General features: G+C 65.1%; 9 protein-coding genes. 5 read left to right on the top strand and 4 right to left on the bottom strand.

The window, feature by feature from the left end; genetic code table 11:
* Positions 1-221 precede the first annotated feature (221 nt).
* A complete protein-coding gene (locus QX132_RS16355) occupies positions 222-869 on the bottom strand; it encodes a hypothetical protein (protein ID WP_316161942.1) in 648 nt (215 codons plus the stop codon).
* Between the two features lie 781 nt (positions 870-1,650).
* On the opposite strand from QX132_RS16355, the gene murJ reads away from it, so the two are divergent.
* The 4 genes from murJ to QX132_RS16335 all read left to right on the top strand — a co-directional run bounded on the left by murJ (position 1,651) and on the right by QX132_RS16335 (position 7,308).
* A complete protein-coding gene (gene murJ, locus QX132_RS16350; protein ID WP_315738879.1) occupies positions 1,651-3,180 on the top strand; it encodes a murein biosynthesis integral membrane protein MurJ in 1,530 nt (509 codons plus the stop codon).
* Between the two features lie 150 nt (positions 3,181-3,330).
* A complete protein-coding gene (locus tag QX132_RS16345) occupies positions 3,331-5,640 on the top strand; it encodes a xanthine dehydrogenase family protein molybdopterin-binding subunit (protein WP_315798844.1) in 2,310 nt (769 codons plus the stop codon).
* 130 nt (positions 5,641-5,770) lie between these two features.
* Positions 5,771-6,220, top strand: coding sequence for a cytochrome c (locus tag QX132_RS16340; protein WP_315738876.1), 450 nt, complete (start codon positions 5,771-5,773; stop codon positions 6,218-6,220).
* A 167-nt stretch (positions 6,221-6,387) separates the two neighbouring features.
* Positions 6,388-7,308 (top strand): cytochrome c, encoded by a 921-nt coding sequence (locus tag QX132_RS16335; protein ID WP_316161940.1) that lies wholly within the window; start codon positions 6,388-6,390, stop codon positions 7,306-7,308.
* A 26-nt stretch (positions 7,309-7,334) separates the two neighbouring features.
* On the opposite strand, the gene QX132_RS16330 is transcribed toward QX132_RS16335, so the two are convergent.
* Positions 7,335-8,495 carry an ABC transporter substrate-binding protein gene (locus QX132_RS16330; RefSeq protein WP_315738874.1) on the bottom strand — a complete coding sequence of 387 codons (1,161 nt, stop codon included), beginning with the start codon at positions 8,493-8,495 and terminating at the stop codon, positions 7,335-7,337.
* A gap of 237 nt (positions 8,496-8,732) precedes the next feature.
* Between QX132_RS16330 and QX132_RS16325 the strand changes: the two genes are divergently transcribed.
* Positions 8,733-11,255 (top strand): EAL domain-containing protein, encoded by a 2,523-nt coding sequence (locus QX132_RS16325; RefSeq protein WP_316161939.1) that lies wholly within the window; start codon positions 8,733-8,735, stop codon positions 11,253-11,255.
* Here QX132_RS16325 and QX132_RS16320 read toward each other — a convergent pair.
* Both QX132_RS16320 and QX132_RS16315 read right to left on the bottom strand, forming a co-directional pair.
* Positions 11,209-12,273, bottom strand: coding sequence for a helix-turn-helix domain-containing protein (locus QX132_RS16320; RefSeq protein ID WP_316162096.1), 1,065 nt, complete (start codon positions 12,271-12,273; stop codon positions 11,209-11,211). The genes QX132_RS16325 and QX132_RS16320 overlap by 47 nt on opposite strands.
* 373 nt (positions 12,274-12,646) lie before the next feature.
* Positions 12,647-12,892, bottom strand: a complete 246-nt coding sequence (locus tag QX132_RS16315) for an Lrp/AsnC ligand binding domain-containing protein (protein WP_172112765.1) — start codon at positions 12,890-12,892, stop codon at positions 12,647-12,649.
* Positions 12,893-12,896 lie beyond the last annotated feature (4 nt).

The raw sequence follows: 12,896 nt of genomic DNA, 5'->3' as shown, positions 1-12,896 counted from the left end.
GCCGATACCGACGGCGCATATCGGGCGGGAGACCAGCAGGCGGGGCAATAGACCGCATCGTGCTATCAACTGAGTTGCCCGACGGGTCGGCCTCCTGATCGTGGGTTTCTCGCGTTCGCGCTGGCTCTGGCCTGGCTCCCGTCCCTACATCAACATCAGTTCAAGACATCGCGCCGCGTAAAGCAGCGTGTAGAGCGGATTAGGGGGCATGACAAGGTTCTTTAGCTCGGTGGCCGCCGACTTGGTAAGCTGGCGGCCGTCGTGCCCTGATGAGGCTCGTTCGATGGCTTCAGTTTAGCTGGTATGTTCAAGAGGCCCGGGAGCGGCTCATTTAGTATGCGATCAATTATCTTTCGCTGCCCAGGTGGCTGATCTCTATATCGGAGATAAAGGCTTAGAGCAGCCGAGTTACGCTTACCATGTTCAATCTTGTCGGCTATGTCTCGAAGTTCTTCGACGGTAAGCCACATATACGTCGATGCGGGGTCACGCTTCGATAGAGGTTTTGTAAGATAGAGCTTGTCAGCATCTCCACCGAACATTGCCGGATACATTTCGGAATGCAGAAGCTTGTTGCGCGCATCAGAACACCAGTCGAAATATTCCAAGATGTTGTCCACGCGATCAATCACCTCAGGTTCTCTTTCATACTCGGAGAAGACCACTCTGATAGCCTTAAGTTGGTTAGCCTCATTCAAGGATGAGTAGTAGAGCTGCATGAGCGCATGTGGCATATTCTGGCGCTCGGGATGGTGAGAATAAAGACCAAAAAGGCGTCTCTCGAACGCAGTGTATGAGAGAGCAATCACGCCAACGGCGTGAACGTGTTCGCGTCTACCTGTGTGGTAATCGGGCCATTCTTTAGTCATCACGCAGGCCTCTCGGGAAAAATCGCGATGCGGGAAATACTTACCAATATCATTTTTACGGAGAGCAAAATAGGGGGGTACAACAGCGCCTAGTAATTGGGTCCGCAACGGGCTGAAGCGGGAGTATCCGGAGCGTCAGCGGTGCCGTAAGGCGCCCGGTAGCATTTCAGACTAGCGAGATTAGCTAACTAGCCCGTAGGGCGGATTAGCGGAGCGTAATCCGCCGTCACGCCACATTTGATATTGCGTGCCAGAACTGGTCGGGTGGCCACGTCCACACACTCGATCGGGATGGACTCTCACCATCATCGATTGTCCGCACTAGGCGCGGCGGATTACGCTCCGCTAATCCGCCCTACGGGCTGACGTTGGCATGAAGTGCAAGTGTCGGAACGCACAGCGCGCAGGGTGGATTGGCGCGGCTAAATCCGCCATCATGCAACCTTTGACATTGTCAGCCACAACTGATCGGGGGCCACGTCTATCCGACCTTTTCCCGCAATCCCGGCAAGCGCCCACGTCGTTCCGGGGACGCTGCACGACGTGGATGGCCGGGACAAGCCCGGCCATGACGACGTGGAAGCAGACGGGCGCGAAATGTAAGAGCGGCATATGCGAAAGCCTGCTGCGAGCGGGGAGGTTTCCACCGGCGCCCGCTGAAATCCTGGCAGCCATTGCTCCAAGCGGGAACGGGCCGCGACAGGGCGCCGCATTTTGGCCGCACGCGGCAAGAACGGACGTTCCGCTTCAAACTCCCCGCCCAATGCTCTAGAAGCCCCCCATGCTCGGACGTATCTTCACGGTCGGCGGCTATACGCTGCTGTCTCGGCTCACCGGCTTTGCCCGCGACATCATGCTGGCGGCGATTCTCGGCGCTGGGCCGGTGGCCGACGCCTTCTTCATTGCGTTCCGGCTGCCCAACCATTTCCGGGCGATCTTCGCCGAGGGCGCGTTCAACGCCGCCTTTGTGCCGGCCTATGCGCATGTCCATGGCGAGAAGGGGCCGGTCTCGGCGAGCCTGTTTGCCGACCGGATCTTCACGCTGCTGCTGGCCTCGCAGATCGTGCTCTTGATCCTGGCCTGGGTGTTCATGCCGCAGGCGATGACGATCCTGGCGCCCGGCTTCACCGACGATCCGGTGCAGCGGGACCTGGCGATCACGCTGACGCGGATCACCTTTCCCTACCTGCTGCTGATCACGCTGGTGACGCTGTATGGCGGCATGCTCAACGTGATGCAGCGCTTCGCCAGCGCGGCGGCGGCGTCCATCTTCCTTAATCTCGCAATGATGGCGACCTTGGCGCTGGCGGCGTTCTTTCCCGGCGTCGGTCATGCCGCCGCCTGGGGCGTGCTGATCTCCGGCTTCCTGCAATATGTCCTGCTCGCCGGCGATCTCGCCCGCCATGGCGGGCTGCCGCGCTTTGCGCCGCTCAAGCTCGACGATGACATCCGCGCCTTCTTCAAGGCGCTCGGTCCCGCAACGCTCGGCTCGATGGGCACGCAGGTCGCGATGTTCGCCGACACCATCATCGCGACGTTCCTGCCGGCAGGCGCGATCTCGGCGCTGTATTATGCCGATCGTCTCAACCAGCTGCCGATCGGCGTCATCGGCATCGCCATCGGCACGGTGCTGCTGCCGGAAATGTCGCGGCGGCTGACGGCGAATGACCAAGAGGGCGCCATGGAGCAGCAGCGCCGCGCCTTCGAGTTCACATTGCTGTTCTCGGTGCCGTTCGTCGCCGCGTTCCTCGCCGTGCCCGACGTCATCACGCGGGCGATGTTCGCCCGCGGCGCTTTCACCAAGGGCGATGCCGCGGCCGCCGGTGCGACGCTCGCTGCCTATGCCGTCGGGCTCATTCCGTTCGTGATGATTCGCAGCGCGGTCTCGACCTTCTATGCGCGCAAGGACACCGCCACACCGGTGAAGGCTTCGCTTACGGGGCTGACCGCCAACGTCGTGCTCAAGGTGCTGCTGATGGGCTCGCTCGCGCAGGTCGGTCTTGCGCTGGCGACGGCTGTCGGCGCGTGGATCAACCTGCTGCTGGTGCTCGGCTTCGCCGTGCACAAGGGTTATCTGCGTTTCGATCGGCGGCTCACCATGTCGCTGATGAAATTTGCTGGAACTGGCGTGGTGCTCGCGGCAACGTTGTGGGCGACGGCCTTCGTGGCATCGACCCATCTCGCATCGCTCGGCCGCATGCAGGATGAAGCCGTTCTCGGTCTGCTGATCATCGTCGGCGCCGTCATTTATGCGGGCGCCATTCTCGTTCTGTTCGGCCCGCGCTGGCTCAAGGCACTGGTGCGGCGCTGAGGTTTGCGCTGCAGCATCGCTTGCTGGCATGCCTGCCGAGAGTTGACCGCGCGTGTTCCGGCGCCGGCCATATGGCGTTTGCGCGAGTCCTCGTTCCGCTGCAATATGCCGTCCAATATTTGCGACAATGCAAGCGGGAAGTGAAACCAGATGGCAGCTCCAATCAAGTTCGGTGTCGGACAAGGCGTTCTCCGCAAAGAGGATGACGCGCTAATTCGCGGCAAGGGCCGCTACACCGATGATCTGGCGCCGGCTGCCGCCTTGCATGCCCTGGTGCTGCGCTCGCCGCAGGCCCATGCCAAGTTCACCATCGACGTCACCCAGGCGCGGCTCTTGCCGGGCGTGGCGCTGATTCTGACCGCCGCCGACACCGCGGAGCTCGGTGGGCTGCCCTGCCTGTTCAATCTCGAGACCGATCCGTTCACCGCGCCGCCTTATCCGATCCTCGCCAAGGACGAGGTGCGCCACGTCGGCGACGCCATCGCCTTCGTCGTCGCCGATACGCTCGATCACGCGCGCGACGCGCTGGAGGCGATCAAGGTCGAGTGGACGACGCTGCCGGCCGTGACCGGCGTCGTGAACGCGATCAAGCCGGACGCGCCGCAGGTGTGGGCCGAGCACAAGGGCAACGTCCTGTTCGACGTTGCGATCGGCGACAAGGCCGCGACCGAGGCGGCGTTCGCCAAGGCTCATGCGGTGGCCGAGATCCGCATCGTCAATCCGCGCGTGGTGGCGAGCTTCATGGAGACGCGCGCCGCGGTCTGCGAATACGACACCAAGCGCGACCATCTGACGCTGACGGCGGGCAGCCAGGGCAGCCACCGCCTGCGCGACATTCTGTGCCAGAACGTCCTGAAGATCCCGACCGAGAAGATGCGGGTGATCTGCCCCGATGTCGGCGGCGGCTTCGGCACAAAATTGTTTCCCTACCGGGAGTATGCGCTGCTCGCGGTCGCCGCGCAGCGGCTGCGTAAGTCGGTGCGCTGGGCCGCCGACCGCTCCGAGCATTTCATGGGCGACGCGCAGGGCCGCGACAACGTCACCACCGCGAAGATGGCGCTCGCCGAGGACGGCAAGTTCCTCGCGATGGACGTCGACCTGATGGGCGACATGGGCGCCTATCTCTCGACCTTCGCGCCCTATATCCCGCATGGCGGCGCCGGCATGCTGCCGGGGCTCTACGACATCCAGGCCTTCCACTGCCGGGTGCGCACGATCTTCACCCATACCGTGCCGGTCGACGCCTATCGCGGCGCGGGCCGCCCCGAGGCGGCCTATGTCATCGAGCGTCTGGTCGATGCCTGCGCACGCAAGCTCGACATGAGCGTCGATGCGATCAGGCGCAAGAACTTCATTCCGCCGCGCGCGCTGCCCTACAAGACCGCGACCGGCAAGGTCTATGATTCCGGCGACTTCAACGCGCATCTCAAGCGCGCGATGGAGATCGCGCAGTGGAAGGAGTTTCCGAAGCGCGCCAAGGCCGCCAAGAAGCACGGGCTGATCCGCGGCATCGGGCTCGCGAGCTATGTCGAGGTCTGCGGCACCATGGGCGAGGAGACCGCCAATGTGCGGCTCGATCCCAATGGTGACGTCACCATCCTGATCGGCACGCAGTCGAGCGGGCAGGGCCACCAGACCGCCTATGCCCAGATCGTCGCCGAGCAGTTCGGCCTGCCGCCGGAGCGCGTCCACATCCACCAGGGCGACACGGCCGAAATCGCGACCGGCCTCGGCACCGGCGGCTCGGCCTCGATTCCCTCCGGCGGCGTCAGCGTGCAGCGCGCCACCCATGAGCTCGGCGACAAGCTCAAGCAGATCGCGGCGGAAGCGCTCGAGGCCGGCCTCGGCGATCTCGAGATCGCGGACGGCGTGATCCGCGTCGCCGGCACCGACCGGGCGATCTCCTTCGCCGACCTCGCCAAGCGTCCGGGCACAGATCCCGCCAAGCTGAACGGCAGTGCCACCTTCGCCAGCGCCGACGGCACCTATCCGAACGGCACGCATGTGGCCGAGGTCGAGATCGATCCGGCGACCGGGATCATCAAAATCGTCAACTACGTCATCGTCGACGATTTCGGCGTGACGCTGAATCCGCTGCTGCTGGCCGGCCAGGTGCATGGCGGTGCGGTGCAGGGCATCGGTCAGGCGCTGATGGAGCAGGTGGTCTACAGCAACTCCGACGCTCAGCTCGTCACCGGCAGCTTCATGGACTACGCGCTGCCGCGCGCCGCCGACGCGCCGTCCTTTACCTTCGAGACCCACAACGTGCCCTGCAAGACCAATCCGATGGGTGTCAAGGGCGCGGGCGAGGCGGGCGCGATCGGCTCCTGCCCGGCTGTGGTCAATGCGATCGTCGAAGCGCTCTGGCGCGAGTACAAGATCGATCACATCGACATGCCGGCGACCCCGGAGCGCGTCTGGATTGCGATCCGGGAGCAGCATCGCCGTCATAGTCTCTGAGTACTCTCCCTCCGTGGCCTCTCCGATATCCGCCTCAATTCCGGAATAATCCGCGGGCTGAGGGGTTGATCTAACCGAGCGACCCGTTCAGGTGGGCTGGACGGGATTGTGACAACAAAGGAGCGAATTGATGAAGCGGACTGTCGTGGCTGTCGCAGCTTTGCTGCTAGGGGCGGGCGCCGTGATGGCACAGCAGGATCTGGTCAAGCATAGCCAGGACACGATGAAGGCCAACGCCAAGAACCTCGGCGGTGTTCTCATCGCCATGGTGAAGGGCGAGAAGCCGTACGACCAGGCCGCGGTCAATGCCGCTCTGGCGCAGCTCGACGAGACGGCCAAGAAGCTGCCGACGATGTATCCCGCCAGCGTCAAGGGCGCGAAGTTCGAGGGCGACTACAGCCCGTCGCCGAAGATCTGGGAAGACCATGCCGGCTTCAAGACCAAGATCGACAGCTTCGCCAAGGTGGTCACCGAGGCCAAGGCCAAGATCAAGGATCTCGACAGCCTGAAGGCGACCGCGCCGGCGATCGGCAAGGAGTGCGGCGGTTGCCACGAGACCTTCCGGCTCAAGGCCAGCTGACCTGATGTGATCTCATGCGAGGGGCGAACGCGTGCTGCGCGTTCGCCCCGTTTGTTTGTGCGCCTGTTTTGTTTGTGCGCCCGAGCGTCCTGTCGTATCGATCGCCGCCGACGCCTTGGAGCTTGCGGCGAAAACCACGACATCCTCCCCGCCGTGACGGAGCGACCATGTTGCGACGCCTTCTGCTTGCTGTCTGTGTGCTCGGTGCCGCGGGCCTTGCGGTATTCTGGTGGCTGACGAGCCCGTCGACCATGGTGCTCGCGGCGGCGACACGGGCGCCTGATCTCGCCAATGGCCAGGAGATGTTCAACATTGGCGGCTGCGCGTCATGCCATGCCGTCCCGAACCAGCCGGATCGACTGAAGCTCGGCGGCGGGCTGCCGCTGACCTCGCCGTTCGGCACGTTCTACGCGCCCAACATCTCGCCCGATCCCACTGACGGCATTGGGCGCTGGAGCGAGGCCGAGTTCGTCAATGCGGTGGTGAGGGGTGTGTCGCCGGGCGGCAGCCACTACTACCCGGCGTTTCCCTATGCCTCCTACGCGGCCGCGAAGATCGACGACGTCCGCGATCTCTTCGCCTACATGAAGACGCTGCCGCCGGTTGCCGGGGCCTCGCGCGCGCACGACATGCCATTCCCGTTCAACATCCGCCGCACCGTCGGGGTCTGGAAGCTCTTGTTCTTCGGCGACAAGCCCTTTGCCGCCAACGCCTCGCGCCCGGCGGAGTGGAATCGCGGCGCCTATCTGGTCAATACCTTCGGCCATTGCGCCGAATGCCACAGCCCGCGCAATGCGCTCGGCGGCATCGTCTCGGCGCAGCGTCTGGCGGGTGGGCCCGATCCGGAAGGTCAGGGCTTCGTGCCGAACATCACCCAGAAGGGCCTGTCGGACTGGAGCGAGAGCGACATCAGCTATTTCCTCGAGACCGGACAGCTGCCGGACGGCGACAGCGCCGGCGGCTCGATGGCGCGGGTGATCCGCAACACCTCGCAGCTCACGCCCGAGGATCGCAAGGCGATGGCGGTCTATCTGAAATCGTTGCCGCCGGTCGAAGGCCCGCCGAAGCCGAAGAAGCCCGCGGGCTGATCAGTTCGGCCGGCGCGCAACGCGGATCAGATCGGCTTGAAGCTGCCGTCGCTCTGGATCACCGTCAGCGACACCGGCGGTGGATTCTCCTTGCGCGCGTTGCCGAAGCTGACCACCAGCCCGCCGATGTCGAACTGGCCGACCTCGTTGATGATGCGCAGCAGCTCGGCGCGGGTCGGGTTAGGCCCGGTCATCGCCAGGGCGCGGGCCACCAGGCGGCCGGTGATGTAGCCCTCGAGCCCGATGAAGTCCGGCGTCTGGCTCGGATCGAGCGTCTTCATCGCGGCCTGATAGTCGGCGACGATGCGGAGGTCGGTGTCCCACGGAAACGGCACCACCTCGGAGACGATGACGCCGCGGCCTTCCGGGCCGAGCTCCTTGGCGAGCGCGTTGCCGCCGACGAAGGAGACCGCCGTGAAGGTCGGGTTGAAGCCGCTGCGATGCGCCATCTTGATGAACTCGGCGCACGGGCCGTAGGTGCCGACCAGGATCACCGCTTCCGGCTCCGCGCGCCGGATGACCTTGAGCGCCGCGCCGACCGCGCGCGTGTTGCGCTCGAACGTGCCTTCGGCCGCGAGCTCGAGGCCGCGGCGATCGAGATGTGTCTTCACGCCGGCCAGCACGTCGCGGCCGAACGCGTCATCCTGATAGAAGATCGCGATCCGGGTCAGGTGAAGCTCTTCGGTGAGGTACTTGATCGAGGCTTCTGCCTCGGCCGCGTAGCTCGCGCGGATGTTCACGATGTTCTGGAATTCGGGCGCCCGCAGGAATTCGGCGCCCGAGATCGGCCCGATGAAGGGGACGTCGTTCGACGCCGCGATCGGAGCGGTGGCCATCGCGGTCGGCGTGCCGACGGCGCCGATCAGCGCGAACACCTTATCCTCGTAGATCAGCTTGATGGTCTCGACCACCGAACGATCGGGATCGTAGCCGTCGTTGCGGCTCGCCAGCTTGAGCCTGCGTCCGTAGACGCCGCCCTTGGCGTTGAGCTCGTTGAAGGCCGCCAGCAGTCCCTGGCGCGCCGCCTGGCCCAGCGCGGCCGACGGGCCTTCCAGCGCCGCCACCTGGCCGAACATGATGGAGTCGTTGGTGACGCCGAGCTCGTCGGCGCGCGCAGGCCCGGGCGGGAGCACGCCGGCGATCAGGATGAGAACGATGGAGATCCGAAGGCTTGAAAACCAGTTCATTGCGATCTTCGATGCACGGGTACGCTGGATGACAACTCAGTCTAGGCGTGTTGAATGAAGACCTCGCTAAGGACGTGGCCCGCGCTTGATCGCGTTTTGGGCGGCCCTCAACAGTCAGCCGTTAACCAAGCCCCGGTTTCTGGTACTCCACAACGGATCATCTTTGACCGTCCTTAACTTACCGCGGCCAGCATCGGCCGCATCGTGGTGAGGGGCAGCCGTTTGGCGGGGGCCATATTGCAGGTTGAAGAGTACAGCGCACCGACGCTGCCGGAAAAGGATGATGCTCGCAGCGGTAGCGGGCGGGAGAGGCTGCGCGCGTCGTTATCGCGATACCGCCTTTATCGCCCTGCGATCATCGCGGCATGCGTCGGCGTCGTGCTGTCGGTCGTCGGGACGGTTGCCGTGGGACGCTGGGAAAACCGGCTGGCGCGCACCGATTTCGAAGGCGTGGCCGAGGCCCAGGCGATCCTGGTCCAGAACGGCGTCAACGAATATGTCAGCCGGCTGACCGCGCTGCGCACTCGCTTCGAATCCGCCAACGACGACATTACCCGCAGCGAGTACCAGACCTTCAGCGCGCGCCTGTTCGAGGCGCATCGCGGCATGCTCCGCCTGGCCTGGCTGCCGCGGATCAAGCGCAAGGAGCGCGGCGAATACGAGGCGGCGGCGATCACCGATGGCGTTCCCGCCTTTCGCATCAAGTCCTATCCCGACGGCACGGTGGCGCCGGAGAGCGACGAATACTATCCGGTCTACTTCTCCACCGAGGCGAAGACCTCCCCGGTCTACGGCCTCGATTATTGGAGCATTCCCGACCATCGCGCCGTGCTGGAGCAGTCGCGCGACTACGACGTGATCGGCGCGCTGCGCACGCGTCAGAACCTGATCAATCAGAACGAGCGCAACAACGCCGTGATGATCGGCATCCCCGTCTACGCCAAGGGGACGTCGCGCACGACGGTCGCGGACCGCCGGCGCAATCTCAGCGGCTTCATCATCGGTGTGTTCGACCTGCCGACGCTGCTGCAGTCGGTGCGCGCGAACAATCCCAACAGTCCGGCGCTTGCGATCAACCTTCTGCCGCCCGAACGCGTGATCAACGCCTCCGGCGTGGACCCGCAGCGCTGGCCCGCGGACCCCAGCATCTGGTCGACGACCTTGCGCATCGGCGATGCCGACTGGGTGTTCCAGGCGGCGCCCGCCGGCGGCAGCCTGATGGCGAGCCACAATCGCGCGCTGGCGCTGTATGCGGCCGGCATGGCGACGACGATCTTCCTCGCCGTGTATCTCGCGCTGTCGAGCCGCAACGCCCTGCAGCTCGCGCTCGCCAATCGCCGCGTGCTCGAGCTGGCGCAGACCGACGCGCTGACGGGCCTCGCGAACCGCGCCTTCTTCCTCGAGGAGATGGAGCGCATCAACGACGAGAAGAACGGCCGCTTCACCGTTTTCCTGCTCGACCTCGACCGTTTCAAGAACGTCAACGATTCACTCGGTCATGGCGCCGGCGATGAGCTGCTGGTGCAGGTCGCGCAGCGGCTGAGATCGCAACTGCGCGACGAGGACGTGCTGGCCCGGCTCGGCGGCGACGAGTTCGCCCTGATCCAGGCCGGATCCGCCGACCAGCGCGCCGCCGCGATCGAGCTTGCGCAGCGCATCACCAAGCTGATCGCCGAGCCGTTCCAGCTCGCCGGGCAACGGGTCGAGATCGGCACCAGCATCGGCATCTCGCTCGCGCCCCAGCACGGCCGCGACCAGGAGCACCTGCTCAAGAAGGCCGATCTCGCGCTCTACCGCTCGAAATCCGCCGGCCGCAGCTGCTACACGCTCTACGACGATGCGATGTCGGCCGAGCTCGAGGCGCGCAACACGCTCGAGGGCGATCTGCGCGACGCCATCGCGCAGTGCCAGTTCGAGGTGCACTATCAGCCGTTCTACGACGCCGAGACGCGCGAGCGCCGCGGTGTCGAGGCGCTGGTGCGCTGGCGTCATCCGGTCAAGGGCCTGGTGCCGCCCGACAAGTTCATCCCGCTTGCGGAATCGACCGGCCTGATCGTGCCGCTCGGCGAATGGATCATCGGGCGCGCCTGCGACGACGCCACCGCATGGCCCGACGACGTCAAGATCGCCGTCAATCTGTCGCCCGTCCAGTTCAAGCAGGCGGAACTGTTCGACGTCATCCAGTCGGCGCTCGCGCGGTCGGGCCTCGATCCGAAACGCCTGGAGATCGAGATCACCGAGTCGGTGCTGCTGGAGCGAGCGGCCGAGAACGAGAGCTTCATCGACAGGCTGAAGGGCCTCGGCATCTCGCTGGCGCTCGACGATTTCGGCACCGGCTATTCGTCGCTGCGCTCGCTGACGGCGTTCCCGTTCAACAAGATCAAGATCGACAAGTCCTTCGTCGCCAATCTGAGCGTGCGCGACGAAAGTGCCGCCGTCATCTCGTCGGTCGTGACGCTGGCGCGGGGGCTTGGCATCCAGATCACCGCCGAAGGCGTCGAGACCGAAGAGCAGCTGGTGCAACTGCGCTCGCTCGGCGTCAACTTCGCGCAAGGTTATCTGCTGGGCCGGCCGATGCCGGTCGAGCAGCTCGAGCAGCATTTGGAGATCGCGCGCGCTGCGTCCGAGGCCGACGAGCCGCAGCCGGCCGAAGACGCATCTGAGGACGACGCAACCGAGGACGACGATCCGCACTCGGCGGCCGTCGTCGCGCTCATTCCCCGGTCCGGGGCGCTGCTATCCCTCGCATCCAACGGCTGAGCGGCGAGGCGGTTTCGGCGTCCGCGTCGACCGACAGGCGTGGCGAGCCCAGCATGGCGGCCTCGCGCGCGGCGCTCGGCGTGATGCCGTAGGCGGTCTTGAACAGCCGCGTGAAATGCGCATCGGTACCGAGCTGCCAGCGCCGCGCGACCTCGCTGATGCGCAACGCCCGCGATCCGGTTCCCGCGAGATCGAAGAACGCACGGTGCAGTCGGCGGCGGCGGATGTAGTCGGCGATGCCGCCGATCGGCGCGAACAGGCGATAGAGCGACGCGCGAGACATCCCGAAATGCAGCGCCACGGCGTCGGCGCTGAGTTCGGGGCTCGACAGCCGCGCTTCGATATATTGGCGGACGCGGAGCAGCGAGGCGTCCGGCGTCACGCTGCGGTCGGCATCGCGGCGTTCGAGCTCGCCGCGCAGGCACGCCGAGATCAGCGCGATCGTGCCCTCGACCGCGGCCTGGCACTCGTCGAAACTCATGCGCGGCGCATAGTCGAGCAGTGCGCCGAAATGCCGCGCCAACAGCGGCGCCAGCGCGCCGCTGCGCGGCAGCACCAGGCCGTGCAGGTCGTCGACCTGCAGCAGGCGCGCATCGAACATCGGACGCGGCACCACCAACGTGACGTTCTCGAACGGGGTCGCGCGCGTTTCGAGTGTCTGGGCGAGATCGAGCACGCAGAGGTCGCCGGCCTCGACCCGGATCGGCGAGGCGCCAGCGACGCCCTCATAGCTGCCGTCCACGTAGAGCTGCAGGATGATGTGATCCACGCCGCTGCGGGCGACGGTCTCGGCCGATCGCCGGAACCGCTGGCCGCTCGCACGGGCCGATCCGAGCAGGACGGAGCCAAGCGCGTAGGACAGGACGTCCGCCCGGAACGGAGCGGCCTCGCCGGCCGCGAGCTCGTCGACCTCGAAGAACGTCGACGTGGCCTCACGCCACGCGGCAATGTTGGTCTCGGTGTCCATCTGCTCGGCGGAAAAGCCATAGCTCGGCAGCAGGGACGAAACGGCTTTGATCTCACTCTTCACACGGCGCCGCAGTCATTCTTGAGTTTTCGTCTCAACTTCTTGATCGACCGTATCGGATCGGTCGCCCGCCTTGACCCGATGCTCCGCGCACCGGTTATAGACGCCTATCGCCAAGTTGCCCGAAAGGAAAGCCGGGCCGTTCGACGGTCCCCCCATCACCCCTCGCGATCGAAAGGTCCGGCTTTTCAGCCTGCTGACACGCACTGGCGGACACGGGCCTCCGGCCGCCCCCCGTCTTTCATGACGAAACCATGCTTGACCCATTTTCAGGACCTCGGCGCCCGTCGGTCACGACGGGCGCCTTTGTCGTGAGGCAGGTGGCCGACGGGCAGGCCGTCCCCGGGCTTGGACGAGCTCGTCGCTAGGTGGCGCCGAAGGCCTTGAACGTGATGATGGTGTGGGTGTCCTGAATGCCCGGCAGCACCTGGACCTTCTCGTTCACGAAGTGGCCGATGTCGGTGGCATTGTCGACGTAGAACTTCACCAGCAGGTCATAATTTCCCGCCGTCGAGTAGATCTCGGAGGCGATCTCGGCTTCCGCCAGCGCATTGGCGACCGTGTAGGACTGGCCAAGCTTGCACTTGATCTGGACGAAGAAGGGAACCATTGCG

The organism is Bradyrhizobium sp. SZCCHNRI20481 (assembly GCF_032485055.1).
GTDB lineage: Bacteria > Pseudomonadota > Alphaproteobacteria > Rhizobiales > Xanthobacteraceae > Bradyrhizobium.
This window is presented reverse-complemented; position numbering and strand designations above follow the sequence as displayed.

Bases quoted from the DNA above. Each gene is read 5' to 3' on its own strand.
- QX132_RS16340 (WP_315738876.1), top strand. From the start codon at position 5,771: ATGAAGCGGACTGTCGTGGCTGTCGCAGCTTTGCTGCTAGGGGCGGGC.
- QX132_RS16345 (WP_315798844.1), top strand. From the start codon at position 3,331: ATGGCAGCTCCAATCAAGTTCGGTGTCGGACAAGGCGTTCTCCGCAAA.
- QX132_RS16355 (WP_316161942.1), bottom strand. From the start codon at position 869: ATGACTAAAGAATGGCCCGATTACCACACAGGTAGACGCGAACACGTT.
- murJ (WP_315738879.1), top strand. From the start codon at position 1,651: ATGCTCGGACGTATCTTCACGGTCGGCGGCTATACGCTGCTGTCTCGG.
- QX132_RS16330 (WP_315738874.1), bottom strand. From the start codon at position 8,495: ATGAACTGGTTTTCAAGCCTTCGGATCTCCATCGTTCTCATCCTGATC.
- QX132_RS16315 (WP_172112765.1), bottom strand. From the start codon at position 12,892: ATGGTTCCCTTCTTCGTCCAGATCAAGTGCAAGCTTGGCCAGTCCTAC.
- QX132_RS16335 (WP_316161940.1), top strand. From the start codon at position 6,388: ATGTTGCGACGCCTTCTGCTTGCTGTCTGTGTGCTCGGTGCCGCGGGC.